Source organism: candidate division KSB1 bacterium (assembly GCA_034505495.1).
In the GTDB taxonomy this organism is placed as follows: Bacteria; Zhuqueibacterota; Zhuqueibacteria; order Residuimicrobiales; family Krinioviventaceae; genus Fontimicrobium_A.
Genome location: JAPDQV010000040.1, coordinates 1 through 18,208, shown reverse-complemented (window position 1 = coordinate 18,208; position 18,208 = coordinate 1). Strand labels below are relative to the sequence as shown.

General features: G+C 54.4%; 11 protein-coding genes and 1 riboswitch. Of the genes, 7 read left to right on the top strand and 4 right to left on the bottom strand.

Annotation, left to right across the window (positions count from 1 at the left end; translation table 11 throughout):
* Positions 1-11: 11 nt before the first annotated feature.
* The 3 genes from ONB24_13100 to ONB24_13090 form a co-directional block, all read right to left on the bottom strand.
* The gene (locus tag ONB24_13100) at positions 12-1,598 is read right to left on the bottom strand and encodes a glycoside hydrolase family 31 protein (protein MDZ7317051.1); all 1,587 of its coding nucleotides are present in this window, start codon (positions 1,596-1,598) and stop codon (positions 12-14) included.
* A gap of 162 nt (positions 1,599-1,760) precedes the next feature.
* On the bottom strand, positions 1,761-5,801 hold the full coding sequence (locus ONB24_13095) for a response regulator (protein MDZ7317050.1): 4,041 nt from the start codon (positions 5,799-5,801) through the stop codon (positions 1,761-1,763).
* Between the two features lie 199 nt (positions 5,802-6,000).
* A complete protein-coding gene (locus ONB24_13090) occupies positions 6,001-7,551 on the bottom strand; it encodes a T9SS type A sorting domain-containing protein (protein MDZ7317049.1) in 1,551 nt (516 codons plus the stop codon).
* A gap of 218 nt (positions 7,552-7,769) precedes the next feature.
* Between ONB24_13090 and ONB24_13085 the strand changes: the two genes are divergently transcribed.
* The 7 genes from ONB24_13085 to ONB24_13055 all read left to right on the top strand — a co-directional run bounded on the left by ONB24_13085 (position 7,770) and on the right by ONB24_13055 (position 17,910).
* Positions 7,770-8,327 (top strand): ECF transporter S component, encoded by a 558-nt coding sequence (locus ONB24_13085; GenBank protein ID MDZ7317048.1) that lies wholly within the window; start codon positions 7,770-7,772, stop codon positions 8,325-8,327.
* The gene (locus ONB24_13080) at positions 8,320-10,161 is read left to right on the top strand and encodes a hypothetical protein (GenBank protein MDZ7317047.1); all 1,842 of its coding nucleotides are present in this window, start codon (positions 8,320-8,322) and stop codon (positions 10,159-10,161) included. Before ONB24_13085 ends, ONB24_13080 begins: the two co-directional genes overlap by 8 nt.
* 68 nt (positions 10,162-10,229) lie before the next feature.
* Positions 10,230-10,422, top strand: a riboswitch (cobalamin riboswitch).
* Between the two features lie 21 nt (positions 10,423-10,443).
* Entirely contained in the window at positions 10,444-12,717 is a 2,274-nt protein-coding gene (locus ONB24_13075; protein MDZ7317046.1) for a TonB-dependent receptor, read from the top strand.
* 31 nt (positions 12,718-12,748) lie between these two features.
* Positions 12,749-14,653 (top strand): hypothetical protein, encoded by a 1,905-nt coding sequence (locus ONB24_13070; protein MDZ7317045.1) that lies wholly within the window; start codon positions 12,749-12,751, stop codon positions 14,651-14,653.
* A 198-nt stretch (positions 14,654-14,851) separates the two neighbouring features.
* Positions 14,852-15,799: a formamidopyrimidine-DNA glycosylase gene (locus ONB24_13065; protein ID MDZ7317044.1), complete on the top strand. Its 948-nt coding sequence runs from the start codon at positions 14,852-14,854 to the stop codon at positions 15,797-15,799.
* Between the two features lie 181 nt (positions 15,800-15,980).
* Complete coding sequence (locus ONB24_13060; protein MDZ7317043.1) at positions 15,981-17,396, top strand: UTP--glucose-1-phosphate uridylyltransferase; 1,416 nt, start codon at positions 15,981-15,983, stop codon at positions 17,394-17,396.
* Between the two features lie 7 nt (positions 17,397-17,403).
* On the top strand, positions 17,404-17,910 hold the full coding sequence (locus ONB24_13055; protein MDZ7317042.1) for a dihydrofolate reductase: 507 nt from the start codon (positions 17,404-17,406) through the stop codon (positions 17,908-17,910).
* Here the strand turns inward: ONB24_13055 and ONB24_13050 are convergent.
* Positions 17,882-18,157 carry an iron-only hydrogenase system regulator gene (locus ONB24_13050; protein MDZ7317041.1) on the bottom strand — a complete coding sequence of 92 codons (276 nt, stop codon included), beginning with the start codon at positions 18,155-18,157 and terminating at the stop codon, positions 17,882-17,884. The two genes, ONB24_13055 and ONB24_13050, sit on opposite strands and share 29 nt — an antisense overlap.
* Positions 18,158-18,208: the final 51 nt, after the last annotated feature.

The following is an 18,208-nucleotide window of genomic DNA, read 5'->3' as shown; positions in this document are numbered from 1 at the left end:
TATAACCCTTTTCATTTCCGAGTTTTAATAAACCAAGGCAATCTGGCAAGCGGAGAATCGATTTTTCTTTGGGAATGACCACGATAGAGGTTTCCATTTTCGTCCTGCCAAACGCCGGGAGGAAAAATGATATTCCTGGAGTGTGCACCCTTTTCGAGGACCGGTGCAACTAATATGTCGTCACCAAGCATAAATTGATCGGTAATGCGCTCGTAACCCATATGCGGAAAGACATATTCCAAAGGCCGCACGATGGGCTCACCGGTTTCGGCGGCATGACGGGCTAATTGCAGGATGCGGTCGGCGAAACGCAGATGCAGATCGGCTGCAGCTTTGCAGAGTTGCAGGTTTTCCGCCGACAAAATACGCCACGGAGCTGCCGAGAACTGCATCATCGGCATCAGCGCTTGGCATTGCGCCGAGCGGACGACGAGCTCCTGGTCGATTTCAGACAAATGTAGGAATGATTGGATTTCGCCGCCGCCGATCATGTCGGGGCATGAAAACGCATAACCGGAAAGCGCCTGGGCAAAAGTATTGGGAATCAATTGTCGCAGGTCCTGCCAACTGTGATTTTTATCGTGCAGTCGTTGAGCAAGGGGCCGGCCTCCCATTTTCCAGCAGGCTCGATACTCGTTCAAGGAAAACTGCAGACCGATCGCTGCATAAAGCTCGGTCTGACGATTGGGCGTGACTTGATGATGAAAGTGAAGGCGGCCGAGGTAATAGGGGCTGTCGCCGGCATCGAATTTAAAGCCGTCGATGCCGTATTCGCTGGCAAGCCGTTGAAGTTGCTCTCGAAACCATTTATCGGCTTGAGGATGAGTGAAATCGAGCAAAGCACTGAATCCGTCCCACCACTCGATGACGGCCGGCTTGTCGTCGGACAAATTACGAATGAGGGCTCCTTGATCGCGCAGCATACGGAACGTAGGACTGTCTGCGGTTACAAAGGGGCATACCCAGAGCATAACTTTGAACCCCAGGGCGTGCAGTTCTTCAATCATGGCCTTGGGGTCGGGAAAACGGTCGGCGCGAAACAGCCACTCGCCGTACGACTGTTGCCAGGAAGCATCGATCATAAAGGCGCCGGGAGAAAAACCGTTTGCCACGGCAGCGCGGGCGTAAGCGAGGATATCCTGTTGATTTTGGTTGTACGTCAGCTCGATCCATGTGTTGAATTGCGGTTTTTGAAAAAGGATTTCATCCGGCATCTTTCCGGAGGAGGGAAAGAAGGTTTCGGCTGCAAAAAGGTAGGCCTCCCGCAGGGTTTCACCTGCTTTCCCGATCCGCAGCTTGCCGTTATCCTGTAGATAGAGCGTGTCATCCTTGAATTCGAATGCAAAAGGCTCCTCGCTCCATATATAGCGGCCTCTATTCGAAATCAACAGAGGTTGGATTTGATTCCATTTGTTGTCGCCTAAAAAATCGTGATGATAACGGGATCCGACGGCAAACGGCATTTGCCAACCGTCATCGATTACGCCGGCCCACCAAACCTCATCGGATGGTATGGGAAGAGACAAACGTTCCGCAGCCTGCAATGAAACAAACCAAGCTCCCGTCCATATGAAAAACAAAGCCGCCCTTTTCGTCATGCGAACCCTTTCTTTCATTTTCGGCGGCAAGGTACAGATTTCGGCTAATTTTCTCTTGTACAACAGTCCGGAAAATTTGAAAAGTTCGGACCAGCTTTTAAGAATGGCCGTCATGCCGGATGGAGCGGCAAACGGTTTCGATTAATGAGGGTGCGAAGATGCTCATGCCGATGAAGCAGCAGCACGCTTGCGGTATTCCTTGGGCGTGCAGTTGAAGGCGCGGCGGAAATGGCGGGTAAAGTGAGCATGATCGCAAAAGCCCAGCATGTAAGCGATTTCGCTGATGTTCATATCAGAATTCTTCAACAGCTGAGCAGCGCGCTTGAGCCGCATGTGAATGATAAATTCATTCGGTGAGAAACCCGTGATGGCTTTGATTTTTTTGAAGGCCTGGGTTCGACTTAGGCCTATCTCACGGCAAAAGCGGTCAATGTGAAAATCGGGATCGTCCAAGTGACTCTCGACTACTTGCAGGCATTTCTCCAAAAAGACTTTTTCCGATTCATGGATCGTGACGTCGGTCGGTTTGATGACGATTTCCTGTCTGAATTTTTGCTGCAGTTTTTTCCGGTTTTCGAGGAGGGTGTCGATAACCGCCATCAGCTCCTCGGGTTCGAACGGCTTGGTTAAATAGGCGTCCGCACCGGTTTCGTAGCCTTCTACACGGTGCTCGATTTCTCGACGTACCGTCAGCAGAACCACCGGAATATGATTGGTGGCCGGATGCCGCTTGAGCGAGCGCGTCAATTCGATGCCGTCCATCTCGGGCATCATGACGTCGCTGACAATCAGATCAGGCACGGTCTCGACGGCTTGCGTAAAAGCGGCTCGTCCGTTGTCGATCTCTGTTACTTTGAAATACGGCCTCAGTAAGTCGGAGAGCAGACGGCGCAGGTCGGGATGATCTTCCACGATCAGGATTGATGCGGCGGGTTCCTTGAGCGTTTGCCGGCGGTCCGCGGAAATCATCAGGGCTGCACGTTCGCGCTCGATTTCTTCCATGAGCTCCGGCGAGAGCTGCTGCGGCCCGATAGGTCTTTGCTCGACGATTTCGTCGGCTGCAAATGCACGGCGATCAATGGGAATGCGAACGGTAAAAGTCGATCCCTGTTGCTCGATACTATGGACTTGAATCGTACCTTTATGCAGTTCAACGATTTCCCGCGTAAGGTCGAGCCCTACGCCGATACTGTCATAATAGAGACGTCCCGGATGCTCCACGGTATAAAACCGCTCAAAAATGTGCTCGAGGCGGTCTTGAGGGATACCGATGCCGGTGTCGGCAACAACGATCTCCGCCCACTCGACCGGTTCCGTCTGTTTTGATTTGAGGCGCCGCGAGGAAACGGGATTGTTGTCAGAAAGCCTCACCCTGCGCAAGGCGACGGTCACTCTGCCGCCCTCAGGGGTATATTTAAAGGCGTTGCTGATTAAATTGATCAAGATTGTTTCCACTTTACTGTGGTCGAACCATGCCGGCAGGCTGTTCTCGGTGCAAAGCAAAGTAAAAAGCAATCGATGTTCGCCGGCAAGCCAGTCGAACAATTGCATCGTTTCTTTTACGGTACCGACTAAATCTCCGGCGGAAACCTGCAGGCGCACGGAACCGCTCTCCATTCTGCGAAACTCGAGCAGCTGATTGACGAGGCGGCGGAGATAGTCGGCGTGCCTGCGAATCACCGTCATGGGCTGCTTCAACTCTTCACCCGTAAGGTTTTCCGCCTTGGCCAGGACCGCCAGGATGACCGTCAGCGGCGTGCGCAGCTCATGGGAGAGATTCATATAAAAGCGTTCCTTAAAAGCGGACGCCTGCTCGATTTCTCTATTGGCCAAGGCGAGCTTTTGATTTTTTAGGCTGAGAATGCCTAACAAGCTTAGTATGAGCAAAGTAAAAAAGGAGATCAGCGCTGCAAACCAAGGCTGACGCCATACAGGCGGCACAACATAGAATTTGATCTGTTTCGGCTCGGCTTGGATGTTGCCGTCGCGGTCTCGGGCCCGCACCTCGAATGTATAGCTCCCGGAAGGCAAATCGGGCAATCGTACCGAGGTGACGGAGGTAAAGGCCGACCAAGGTCCGTCATTCAACCGGTAAGAGTAAGTCAAGTCTTTCTCCGCGGTTACCGACCAGGGATCGCGGCCGTACCAGGCAATATATGGAGAGGCCGGCATGATGAGTCGATAAGGGTAGACGGAAAAATCCGCCTGCGGCGGTGAGTGATCCTTACAGTAGCTGATGCATAAAAACCGTCCGTTTTTGATCGACCGATTGGGTTTAAGAGCGCGGAAATACCAGTCCCGCGGTGCCAGATTGATCCATACGCGGCCCTCGTGATCCAGGCGCAGACTGCCGCTCTCGCGCGGGACGACGATTTGCTCGGGCAGGGCGTAGGTAGTCCAGCTCCTACCGTCGAACCAGCTGATGCCGGTTTCGGTTGCCGCAAGGATTCCGTCTTTCGTTTCCAAGAGACAGCTTACCATAACTCCGGCCAGTCCGTTTTCCGGAGTGTACTTTTCCCAGGCACCTCGAAAATAACGATAGACACCCACGCCGCCTTTGGCCGCCCAGATGCCTCCGTCCGATGCGGCCAGCAAGTGATCGAACCAGCCGCGCTGCAGTTCTTTCGGCTCGATGATCGGCTTCCAATCCGTTGAATCGCAGCGCATCAGATAGCTTCCGCCCGCCCAAAGGCTACCGTCGACGGCGACGACGATGCAGTTGATGCGGTTATAAGTATCATTATCAAGGATGATGCGCCGTTTTCTATAACCGTTGCCGACGGGCTCATAGACTACAAAGCCGCCGCGGAAATTTCCTGCGGGATCGCCCATCGAACCGAACCATAGTCGGCCGCTGCTGTCCTGAGCCGCAGCCGACGCGCTGATGCTCCAGGAAAGGTCTGGGAAAAGATCCATTTCGCCATGATCTTTATTAAAACGGGCGACCGCCGCAATGCCGTTATGACTGCCATAAATCCACAGTGTTCCCTCACGGTCAATCAGAACTGCAGTCGGTGCAGCAGGGAGTCCGTCTTCGACACCATAGGATCGGAAGCCGTAAGATCCCTGCTCGGCCAAAACCAACCGGCCTTCTCGCGAGAGAAAGATATTCCCGTGCTCTTTTGCAGTACCCTGAAAGTGAAGCTCTTGAAAGCCGTCAAAATATTTTCTGCCGTAATCGATCGAAAAGACCGAAGCGTTCACGCCCGCGAGCCAAAGGGAGCCGTCTTGGGCCTGCAGGAGCTGCAGCGATGAGATGGGCAGCCGAAGCTCTTCTTGAGGATAAAAGTGCATTCTTCCCTTCTGAAAAGCATAGAGACAGCCGTTGCCGCCGAACCAAAGGATGCCGTCACTGGTCTCGACAACCGACAACACCACATTGTTGCCGCCCAAAGCTGTCAGATCATAATACTGCCATAGAGATAAAAGATGCTTAAAATGATAGATGCCGCTTTCCTCGCTGTAACTGGTAATCCAATAGCTGCCGTCTGAAGCTTGAAAGATGTTCGGCCGCAGGCCTAAAGGGCAGCCTTTTGCTCTTGTCGGAAAAAAAGACCATCGCTTTGGCTGAAAGAGATTCTTTTTCCAATTCGGAATGAGCAGCAGCTCTTTGTCATACCCGGAGCGGACAAGCCAAAGATTGTCTTGTCGATCCTGGTAGATCTGGTATACGTTTGCAAAAGCGTTACGGTCCGTCGGCGGTTTGGTTGAGGTAATAGTTGCAGGGCCGTTTTCCGTAATCAGGAGCATTGAACCGCTGCCCAATAACACGGCACCATAATCTGCTGCTATCCAGAGTGAATCTCTGCCGAGCGGCAACAGGTCATGGAAAATGGTCAGGGAGTCCTTTGGAATATTTTCAATCGGCAGCCATAGTGAATCTGTTTTCCGATAGATGCCATGGTTTTCGAAAACGGCGAAAAGGGTGCCGTCCGGCGCAGCTTTGATTGCCGTGGGCGCGCCCTCCGGCAGCCCGGACCTTTTTGTAAACTGCTCCCAGTGCAGACCATCGTAGCTAAAGATGCCTGATTCCGTTCCAAACCATATTTTCCCCTCCCGATCCTGCGCTATGCAGTTGACGCCTTTACCGTTCAGCTCCGGGTAAGATGTCCAAGAGAATTGTTCCTTGACCAAATCGAGCGGCTCGGCAGAATAGTCGGTTGCAGCCAAAGCGGCGGAAAAACCGGCAAGGAGGAAAAGCACAGGTTTCCAGTGAGGACGGAATTTTCTGCGGGCGCTCACGGATGAGTACACCAAAGTTAAATCATGATATCATGATAGCGATTCATCCGACAAAATTCAAGTGGTATAAAACAGCCCGACCGAAAGACTCGATCGGGCTATTCCCTCGACTACCCTGGAGGATGGCGGTACTGCTGGAGGTTAATTCAGGCGCAGAGGATTATTTTACGATGATGCACTTTTTCGTCATCGCCGAGCCGTTCTGCTGCAGGCGATAAGTGTAAATGCCTGAAGGCAGCCCCTCGGCACTGAAGGTGACTTTGTGGCGGCCGGCCGAAAGAACGTTGTCGACCAACGTCTTGACCAGTTCGCCGTTCGTATTGTAGAGTTGCAGGATAGTATGCCCTGCCGTCGGCAAAGAAAAACCTATCGTCGTTGACGGATTGAACGGATTGGGGTAGTTTTGGTCGAGCGCGAAATCACCAGGCAGCGAGGGACGGCGGCTCTGCACGCCTACGGCTTTGCTGCCGGTCCAGCGATAAAAACCGACTTCGTCGACAAGTACTTCGTAATAACCCGGATCCGGCGCCCAATGGCCGAATTTAATGCCGACCGTCACTTCGACCGGTTCGCCCGGGGCTCCCGGAGCAATAAAATAAGGCGCTGTTTCGATTTCATTTACGCAACAGACATCTTCCCAAATTCCTTGAAATTGCTCAAAATCCAGCATGTCGCAACCGGAGTCCCACGCGGATATGTCGAACATTTTCGTCCCGCCTGGATTAAAATCTCCGGCGTTCGGGTCCGGTTCGATTTCCGTTACATAGAATTGATACCATGGTCCCTTTCCAACCGGTTCAAAATCAGCGACATATTCAAGGATTTTGATGACCCCCGTCGCACGATAAGTCTCTCCGCCTATACAGGTGACGCGTTGATAGAGCAGACACTGACCGTTCGGTACATTATCGAGGGTAATGTGGAGGCATTTGCCGAGACTGTATTCAAAAGGAACGGTGGGAGCATAACCGAATTCATACTGCGGATGGCCATCGACGTTATAATAAATTACTTCCCATCCGTCTTCGCTTTCGCAGTCGCCGCTCATGAGCTCGTTAGAGCCGAGAGCATAAAACCCGACTTCATCGACCAACAGCTCAAAGGAAGCAAGTCCGGGACCCCAAACGCCGAACTTTATGCCGACCGTCACTTCGACAGTTTCGCCGGGGTTTCCGGGACATATCCAATAGGGTGCTGTCGGAATTTCACTGTTGCAGCGCACAACCTCCCAAAGCCCTTGAAACTGTTCAAAATCCAGCATGTCGCAACCCGTGTCCCAAGCCGAAATGTCGAACATTTTGGCACCGCCGGGATTAAAATCACCCGCATTCGGATCCGGCATTTCGGTCGTCACGTAGAACTGATACCAGGGCCCTTGACCGACCGGTTGGTAATCGGCGGCAAAATTGAGCACCTTGATGGCGGCCGTTGCGCGATAAGTCTCTCCCGCAATACATTTGACTCGCTGAAACAGCAGCAATTGGCCGTTGGCGGAATTGTCAAGGAATATATGCAGATTACCGCCCAAGCCGAACTTGAGGGTTTCCCCTCTGTAGTTGAATTCATAACCCGGCTGCTGATCCTGGTTATAATAGATCACTTGCCAGCCTTCAGGGCTTTCCATTCCCGGATTTTGGATGAGATTCTGAGCAGATGCCGAGATGGTCAGGGCTGAAGCCAACAATGCAGACCAGCGCAACCAACATTTCATTGCAACCTCCTTCAAATTATTTTTGTCGGCTGCATTATAGTATTTGACAACCTATTATTCTTGAATATTGATACTCATTATTAGAATATTCTTCCAATCTGCCGGCCATAGTGATCATCTTCGGTTGAATCATGACGTCGAGAACTGTTGTCACTGCATCATCATAGGCGGCAATTTGCTTGACAATCCCCGCGCTCTTTTCTATATTGACAACCTACATGAGAAGATTTTCTTTATCAAAACAACCGCTGCTGCTTGCTGCAGTCTTGTCGGCGCTTTGCGTCGTGACGGGCTATCTTTTTCTATTCGTGCCCAACGTCGAACTCATCACGGCGATGGTTTTTCTTTCCGGGGCTGTTATGGGACCGGCTTACGGTTTGCTTATCGGCGGCGTCAGCGAATTGATCTTTTCCCTGTTCAACCCGTACGGCACACCTATGCCGACTCTATTGGCGGCGCAGGTGCTCAGCTTTTGCTGTATCGGAGTGTGCGGAGGGACATTCGGCCGTTTGCAGTTCCGTTCTTCGACCATTAGGGTAGGTGTATTCGCCGCCCTGGGTTTCTTTCTTACACTGATTTACGACCTATTGACGACGCTCAGCTTTGCTCTCTTTGCTGCGGGCGGGGATTGGCAAAAGACAGCCGCCTTTTTCCTTCAAGGATCGCCCTTTTACCTTATTCATCTCGGCAGCAACGCAGTCGTTTTTGCCTTGCTAATCCCGCCTGCCCTGACTCAAATCCGTGCGCTTGATTTCATGAGGCGAAAATTTGCCTAACCGTTTCCTCACATATGCCGCGCTGATTGGGCTGGCCGCTGCCGCTTTTGGGCAGATCGAGACGGATAGCACGGCAGTCGATTCCTCTCTCCAAAAGCCGTTTAATTTTAAAACCCCAGAGATTCTCTTTCTGCATTCCTTGTCATTGGATTCCATGGCTCTCGAGGCTTCACGTTACATTTCCGTAGGCGAACTCGTCGACGACTTAAACGGCGGCAGCTTTTTCCAGTGCGGGAGCGCAGGCAAGCCTGCTTACACTTCCCTGTTCGGCAGCCCGTACGGCAAAACGACGCTGTTGTTCGGCGACCTTTTGCTCAATCACCCGCTGACCGACAAGGCCGATCTTAATTTTTTACCGACGGAAAGCATCGGAAGATTGCAGATTGTTCATCGAGGCGGGGAGCAGACGTTTGCCTGGCTGCCCGCGGGCTCTGCCCTGATCGTACGGCCGATGAGCTTGGCCGACAATCCCATCCGCTCGCAGGTCGGTTACCGAACCGGCGGCAACGGCTATGACGACGTCGATGCCCGTTTGGGCGCTAAATTCTCGGAAAGATTGTGGATGGATTTCGCCGGCACCGTGCGTGCCTACAACGGCCATCGACCGAATTCGCTTTATGACGGCCATCAGATAGACGCCCGAGTCTCCAGAAGACTCGGCAATAATTGGTTATTGCAGGGAACCGCCCTGCTCAATGAGCATTCCGTCGAGCTGCCCCTCGCCGAACCGATTGTTGAATTCGCCAATGTCCGCTCGCCGCTGCAGAAGGAAAGGCGCAGCGATTATGCCCTCGGCGGCCGGTTCCGTGATCGGCTGATTACGGTCTTTCAATATACGATATTGGACAGCGATCTGCGCGATGCACGCCGCTCGCTTTTTAACGATCGTCGCGACGCCCGCGCATTCTTTCACACGTCCGAATGGCGGTCCCGGCGGCGGCCTTTGCAATGGCGTGCGGGCATCACCGGCCGCTATACGATGCTCAAAGGCAGCCGTTGGGGTGAACATTTCGATCGTCGGGGAGCAGCCTATTTGGCCGCCTCTTATACCTTCGGCAGGGCTGAGGCAGGCCTGCGTTTCGCCGCCGAAAAAGCGGAAAAGAACGAGCCGATCGGGCTTCCGCAGTTGCATCTTTTCCTGTGGTCGCCCGATTCGACGCTGCGGGCGGCGCTGTGGACCGGCAGGCAGGCAGAACATCCGTCGCTGCAGGAACGGTACGCACAGGGACTGTTTTCGTGGGGAAATGAAAACCTTCGTCCTGCGCTCCACGATCAGGCAGCGGCAACTGTGGAAAAGCACTTTGCGCGCCTCTTTCTCGCCGGTTTGATGGCCGTCCGACAAAGTCGCTCCCCGATCGGCGCCCTTTATGACGGTCGGCACGTCGGTTTTGCCAATCTACCGCGCGCCCGCTCAATTCATTTCAACCTGCTGGGCCGGTACGCCTTTTATCGGCAGATGATCTTTCTCAAGGCCGAAGGGTATCGCCAATTGACCGGCCTTAAGCCAGCGAATCGCCCCGATTGGCAACTGCAGGGATTTGTTCAGACGCACATCATCGCTTTCAAAGGCGATTTGGATTTGCGATTGAGGCTGGGCGGCTATCTGTTCGGACCACGCCGAGCCTCCGAACCCTGGTATGCCGAGTACTCATCCGTCTACCGCACGCTTTCACCGTCAATTTATCCTTATTTTCACGCTCTGCTTCACTTTCGCAGTGCCGACGTCTTTTTTGCCTATGAGAATTTCATCGATGCGAATGTGGAAGCGGTTGCCGGCTCGCCGATGCCGCGTCTTTGGCTGCGCTGGGGTTTTGTCTGGCACTTTGTTGATTGAGCGTTTGACGCGATTCGACAAAAAGGCATTGCAATTCATTGCCGCTTTTTTTATCTTTTCTTGTCCCAATTGGATCAACGGATTTCGGTTCCAACACTGAATAGGGAAACCGGTGCAAATCCGGTGCAGCCCCGCTACTGTGAGCCCGATTCCGCGCTTGCGGTCTAAAAAGGCTCGGCCAAGTATGCCACTGTTCTTCGGAATGGGAAGGTGGTCGAGCTCGGGTAAGCCAGGAGACCTGCCGAAATCTGCGGCTACGCAACCTTCGCGGGAGAGGTGAGCATGTCACTGGAAAAACAGACGCCCCAATCTGTCGTGCGACGGTTGGGGCTTTTTTTTATCGCCCCGATCGCGGCTTTCGTTCGTTCTATCCTATTGCCGCTCTCGGCCGTTTTTCTCCTGGTCGTCTCACTGTTTCCGGCGTCAGGGTCTGCGCAGTCGATTGTAAAGATCGAGGGGATTGTGGTCGACGCGGAGACCGGTGAGCCGTTGAGCGGCGCCAATGTGCAGATCGTCGGCACGGCGCTGGGTTCAGCCGCAGACGGATACGGCAGATTCTTTTTCGAGAACCTCTTTACCGGCAGCTACCGCCTTCGCGTTACCTTTATGGGCTACGCGCCTGCCGAAGCGGAAACAACCGTCCGCACGGACATGCCGGCCGTCTTGACGATCAGACTCAAACGTCGAATATTGGAGCTTCCTGAGCTGTGGGTGGAGGGTGAGCGGGAATCAGCGGCGCTGTCTGAGACCGTCGTGCTGACGCGCGCTGACATTCGCCGTGCCCAGGCTGCAACGCTCGGCGAGTTGTTGAGCAGAGCTGCCGGTTTGGAGGTGCACCGCAGCGGCGGAGCCGGTGCACGGGAAACGGTTTCGATTCGCGGCAGCAATGCCAATCAGGTGCTCGTTCTGCTCGACGGTCTGAAACTGAATGACGAGCTGACCGGCGAAGCCGACCTGTCCCAGGTGCCGCTCAATCTCCTGGAGCGGATCGAGATCATTCATAACGGCGCAGGTTACGGCGTGGGCGCGGTCGGCGGCGTGATTCGGCTGACGACGCTGCAGAGGCCTGAAGCGCGACTGCAATTCGACCTGCAGACCGGTTCTTTCGGATTCCGTCGCGCCGAACCGCTGATGAGCGGATCGTGGAAGGGGATCGAATTGACCGCCGCCGGTCAGATGATGGATTCGCGCGGCAATTTCGACTACCGCTACCGATTGGATGATCGGCAGCTCGTCAAAGCGGAGCGGATCAACGCCGATTTCTCTTCTGCAAACCTGTTCGGCCAGATTACAGGCCGCCGCAATGACGGCAGCTTGAGTCTGAAAGGACACCGCTTCGTCTCGGAGCGCGGCCAACCGGGGAGCGTTTTTTACCCGACGCCTTATGCCCGCTCGCAGAGTGAGCGCTCGGCTGTTGTTTTGCACGGCAGCGGCAAAGTCATGAGCGCAACGCTCAACCTGCAGGTCTCAGCCATGGAGAGCCGGACGCTTTCGCGCAACGAAATGCCGAACAACGCGGCGTTGCCGTTCGGGCCGGTGCCGCAGTTTGCGTTCGAAAACAAACTGCAGATGCTGCAGGCACAGCTCGAAGCCGAGTGGCGCGGCCGCGACCGCCGACGCCTTGGGGCGCAAATGAACCGTACGGCTTTTGCAGACCGGAATCTGCGCAGTTTTTCGGCCCCGATCGGCAGAACCACAGCGCAATCCCTGTGCATCTATGCCGCCCCGCAATGGAGCCGGCACCTAAAGGCCCTCACTCTGCAGCTCGATCCGTCGCTTCGTTACGAGGCCGCACAAATGCAGCACCGCAACGGAGAACGAATCGAGCGCCGGTTGATACCGCAAATCTCCGGCGGCCTTGCCTGGGGGACCTTGCAAAGGCTGCGGCTGCACGGAGCCGTCGGCCGCGACTTTCGCATGCCGACGTTCGCGGATCTTTTCTACCAGGACTTTCGGGTGCAGGGCCAGGCCGATCTTTTGCCGGAGAAAAGCCGCTTTGCTGAGCTTGCCGTCGGCATAGACTTTCGTTTTGCGGGGAATTGGAGTCTGGAGCTGCGGCGCTACCGCAATCGCATCGACGACATGATCGTCTGGCGATTGGGCAGCTTTGAATTCTTTCGGCCTTTCAATACGGATGCCGAGCTTTCGGGCTGGGAGAGCCGGCTCTCCTTCAGCGGCGCTGCTCTTCAGGTGAATCTTTTTTATACGGCTCAGCAACCCCTCAATAAAAACCGCAATATCACCCTCTACAACCGTCTGCTGCCTTATCGGGCAAAGGAGACGTTGCGTGCAGATGTTGCTTTTCGCTTCGGTTCGTGGCAAATCGGACTGCAGGTGCGGGGCGCCGGCAAACGCTTCATCAACGAAGCCAACACCAAGTCTCTGCCGCCTTACTGCACAGCCGACCTGACGCTTCGCTTCAAGCCGAATGTCAAATGGGTCAAAACCGAAGTGAGCCTCGGCGCATTCAATGTGTTGAATGCCCGATATGAACTGGTGCGCGACATGCCTTTGCCGGGCCGCGAGATCCGAGCGGGACTTGTCCTCAATCGCTGATTCATCTTGACAAAATTGGAAAGGATTTCTCATGCGCACAGTTTTTACTTTGCTCATTCTGTTTTCGTCCCTTCTCATCGCTGCGGACGTACCTCGGTCACTTTACGTGATCAACGGCTCGGCAGAAACCCTCTCGATGCTCAATCTCGAAACCGGAGAGGTCCGTCGCGACGTCGTCAAAACCGGACAAATCCCCAATTACATTTTCAGCTGCAACAACTTGCTCTATGTCGTCAATTCCGGCAGCAGCTCGCTGCAGATCGTTGATCCGCGGCGCAATCAGGTGGTCAAGACCATTTTGTTAAAGCCCAATGCCAATCCTTGGGCGGCGGCGATCGTCGGCAGGAACAAAGCCTATGTAAGCAATTGGGTGGATAACAGCATATCGATTGTAGATCTTGAAAAAGGAACCCTTATCGGCAATCTTGCGGTCGGCAAGGGACCCGAGGGCATTCTGGTGGTCGATGATTATGCTTTTGTGTGCGTTACCGGTTACGCCGGTTGGGGCATGCCGTTCGAAACCGGCAACTTGGTGATGATCGATACGCGAACCGATCAGATCGTCCACATTCTCGAAACGCCGACGAACCCGCAGGATGCCGCCTTGGCGCCGGACGGTCGGATCCACGTGCTTTGCACCGGCGACTATGCTGCCCTCGGCGGTAAAATTGCCGTCGTCGATCTGTACACCGGCCCCAATTGGAATATACCGGCCGTGGTGGATACGATCGACATCGGCGGCTCGCCGGGCGATTTGGAGATTACGCCGCAGGGCAAAGGCTACGCCGTGGCCTGGGGAGACGGGGTCAATGGATTTTTATACTCTTATAATGCTCTGACCGGCACCGTTGAACGCGGCGCAAATTCGCCGATTGCGATCGGACCCAATGTCAGCCGCCTGCTGTACGACGGCCGTGAAAACTGCCTGTGGATTCCCTTCATGAGCCAGTGGGGCGGCGACGGCTTTGTGCAAAAGCTGAACGCCGTTACCGGCAGCATCGAATGGACTTCTCCGGTGGTCGGAAACGGCTGCCAGGCGGCCTGCATCGTCGAGCGCATTTGGGAGATCACTCCCTGGGCCGATGCGGTCGTTTCGTTCACACCCGGAGTCGGCGCGGGACGCGGCGCGCAATATTTTCCCGATAACGTCCTCGGCCCGCCGGATCAAACGCCGGGACTGAATGAATATAGTCCCAGCAATCGGCCGCAGGAGGTTCTCAGTTTGGGCCACGGCGGTGAAATCGTCCTGGAATTTGTCGATAACATCATTATCGACGAGCCGGGCCCTGATTTCACGGTGTTTGAAAATGCCTTTATTTCGCTGTTTGACGGCCAACCGTTCATCGAAGCTGGAATCGTTGCCGTCAGTCAAGACGGCGTCAATTTTCACACTTTCCCTTATGACCTGGATACCTGGAAGGGCTTGGCCGGCGTCACTCCGACCAAGGATGCCTACCATTTCCTCGATCCGGACAAATCCGGAGGTGATTCGTTCGATTTGGCTGATGTCGGATTGAAATGGGCCAAGTATGTCAAGATCACCGATCTCGGCGATCTCAAGCAGGAAGGGCTTTGGAACGGCGATTTCGATCTGGACGCCGTCGTTGCCGTCCATTATCGGCAGACGACGCAGGTCCGCCGCGAGACTGATACTCCGCATCTCTTTGCGCTGCAGAATAACTATCCCAATCCCTTTAACTCATCAACGGTTATTCCCGTGATGCTTTCTGCGCCGCAGGAGATTCGGCTGGAGGTCGTCGACTTGAACGGAAGGCTTACACGGCGCCTCTGCAGCCGGCTGTTGCCGAGCGGCGAGCATCGCTTTGCGTGGGATGGAAGAGATGAGTACGGCCGAGAGGCAGCGGCAGGCGTCTATTTCGCGCGGCTGACTTGTGAAGAGAGCACGCAAATCATCAAGATGACGCTGTTGCGCTAGCGGCCGAAAAAGAGCGCTTTTGCGGTTCTCGGCAGTTTCTAGTTCTACTCCACGGCTTTTTCAAGAAAAAGGCAGGCTGTTCGACCTGCCTTTTTTATTGCAAAAAGGCGTGATGAAACCGGCATCATCGTTTAACGCCGTTCCGCTGCCGAATGCGCTCGAAATAGTGATTGACTTTATACCGTGCTTTTGACAAATTTGAGACGAAAGAAATCGGAGGCCGATATACCGGAATATCCCGACATTATGGCCTATCTTGCCGCGCTCAGATTTCGACTGCAGGGGCAGATCTTGGAAAACCTGCGGATCGCCTCGCCTTTCTTTTTGCGTACCACTTGGCCGCGGCCGCAGGAGTACATTGGTCGAAAGATCATCGGCTTTGAGCGCATGGGGAAAAGAATCGTCATCCTCTTTGCAGATGAGATGTTTCTGGTCATTCATTTAATGATTGCCGGCAGACTGCATTGGCGGCCCAAAGGCGCCGCGCTTTCCCGCAAGGTCGATTTGGCGGCCCTCGATTTTGCCGACGGTACGTTGCTGATTACCGAAGCCGGCTCGAAAAAGCGCGCCGCCATGCATCTGATCAAAGGAAGAGAGGCTTTGGCGGCGTTCGAGCGCGGCGGACTCGATGTGCTGCAGGCAGGTTTGAACGAATTCCGTGAGCGACTGACGATCGAGAATCATACTCTAAAACGGGCCTTAACCGATCCTAGTCTTTTCGACGGCATCGGCAATGCCTATTCGGATGAGATTCTGCATGCCGCCGGACTTTCACCGACGGCTTTGTCGCGTCGGTTGACGCCCGAACAGATCGAGCGGCTTTATCACGCCGCACGAAAGGTCCTGGCTGAATGGACGGAAAGGTTGTGCCGCGAAGCCGAACATCGCTTTCCCGAAAAGGTGACGGCTTTTCGACCCGAGATGGCTGTCCATGGTAAAACAGGTCTGCCTTGTCCTTCCTGCGGTACGTCAATCGCTCGCATTCGGTTTGCGGACAACGAGACCAATTACTGCCCCCGCTGCCAAACCGGAGGCCGCCTGTTATCCGACCGCTCCCTGGCGCGTCTCCTGCGGAAAGATTGGCCAAAGACGATCGACGAATGGGAAGAGATGAAAAAGGGCGTATTGGGCGAGTCGGTGAATTAGCTGTTTTGAGATGCGCTGGAGACCGGGTTGTGATCCATTCTAAAGACAGCCTATAGATCGGCATCCTTTGCGCGCTGCGATTCAAGCTTTTTTCGGGGTGAGGGACTGGAAGAAAAATTTCCAAAAGAAGGGTTTTGCCGTAATTGACGATGCTTGCACTCAACTGGGAGACACTTCCGGCATGATGAACAGACCGCAACCAACCGGATTGGAGATTTCCTTCGAACAACGCTTTCAACCTTATCTCGAAAAATTTCGCCGCATCGGCGCCGACGAGACGATCGTGCGCAATTTCCGCAGCAATTTTGCCCGCTTTTTGGCCGGTGAGGTTGATTGGCTGCCGGAAGACAGCCTGCAGCCGCTCGATTCGCTGCCCGATGCTGAAACCATCGATACCGAAACGGTGCGGCTCGGCGCCGAGCATATTGCTGAAACGGTGATCGTCAAGCTGAACGGCGGGTTGGGCACCGGTATGGGACTCGACCGCGCCAAATCGCTGCTCATTGCCAAGGACGGACACACCTTTCTCGAGATCATCCTCGCCCAGGTACGTTCGCTCGGTCTGCCGCTTGTGCTCATGAACTCGTTTGTTACCCATCGGGAGACGCTTGCGGCGCTGGCTGCTCAAAAGCCTGCCAATCCGGTCCTGGCTTTCGAGCAGAATCGCGTGCCCAAAATCAATGCGGCGGATGCTATGCCGGCTTCATGTCCGGAACGGGAAGAACTGGAGTGGTGTCCGCCGGGCCATGGGGATTTTTACATCGCCTTTGCCTCGAGCGGCATTTTGCGGCGGCTTCTTGAACAGGGCTACAAATATGCCTTTATTTCGAACGCCGACAATTTAGGCGCCGTACTGCATGCGGGCATTTTGGGATACTTTATTCGAAACGAGCTCGACTTTTTGATGGAAACTGCGGAGCGGACGCCTGCAGACCGCAAAGGCGGTCACTTGGCGCTCAAAAACGGCAAATTGGTACTGCGCGAGATCGCCCAATGCCCCGAAGCGGACTTGGCGCATTTCCGCGACATCCGGCGGCACCGTTTCTTCAATACCAATAACCTTTGGCTGAACTTGAAAAGTCTTCAGACGCAGCTGGAAAAAAACGATTATCTCTTTACCTTGCCTCTGATTGCCAACCGCAAAAATCTCGATCCGCGCGATCCCTCTACGCCCGAGGTCATCCAGCTCGAAACGGCGATGGGAGCAGCCGTATCCGTTTTTCCGCGGGCGCAGGCGATTCGCGTGCCGCGCAGCCGGTTTATTCCGGTCAAAGATACCAACGATCTTCTTATAGTACGGTCAGACTATTATCAGCTTCTTGAAAACTATACCCTAGTTACTCATCCGCAGCGCCGGTATCCGGAAATTCGGGCGGCATTGGATCCCCGTTTCTATAAATTTTATTATGATTTTGAAAAGCGTTTTCCGGAAGGCGTTCCCTCGCTGCGCAACTGCCGTCAGTTGACGGTGGAGGGTGATGTCTATTGGCAGGCCGACGTGAGCGTCGAAGACGACGCGACGGTCGTCAACCGCTCCGGCCTTGCGCAAACCGTGCCGCGCGGCAGCGTGATTCGCGGCGAACTGAGCTGGAACTAATTGCCATATGGTGGAACTTGAAAAAATCATTATCGCGGCGGTCGCCCGCAACGGCGTCATCGGTGCGGGCAACGGCTTGCCGTGGAAATTGCCGGAGGAATATCAGCGGTTTCTGGCAACGATTCGCGGTGAAACGGTCATTTGGGGAAGAAGGACTTTTGAATTGTTCAGCAGCCCGCCGCCGAGCGCGGTGAACATAATCCTGAGCCGTTCGCGCCGCAACTATGAAAACGCCGTAGTCGTTGCCTCTTTAGCGGATGCTTTTGCCGCGGCAGCGGCAGCAGGTGAGCGCGCTTTTATTGCCGGCGGCGCCTCGGTTTATCGTCAAGCCCTGCCCTACGCGGATCGGCTTTACATTTCATGGATCGACGGTGAATGGGCAGGCGACGCTTTTTTCCCGCAGATCGACTTTCGGGAGTGGAGGATCGTCGAAAGGAAGCGGTTTTCGGGATACGAATTCGTCATGTATCGGCGCATGGAACCGGTCAACGGTTCTTTGCAAAGGCGGCTTTGACGGTAACGCTTGGAAGTTGGCCGATCCGTCCGGTCAGTGCCCCGACTTGATCGGTGTTGCCGTCGACGATCAGAGAAATAATAGACAATTTTCGCTCGCGATAGGGCAATCCCATCCGGCCTATAATGATGTGAGAATAATCGTGCAGGATGGCATTGAGCTGATGATAAGCGGCTTCGGGATCTTCGACGATGATCGCCACGACGCCGATACGGCGATCCTTTTCCGACAAATCTGTACTACTCATGGCTTTCTTTCCTTTTTTCGAATATCGATAAATCACAATAAAAACGCAAGC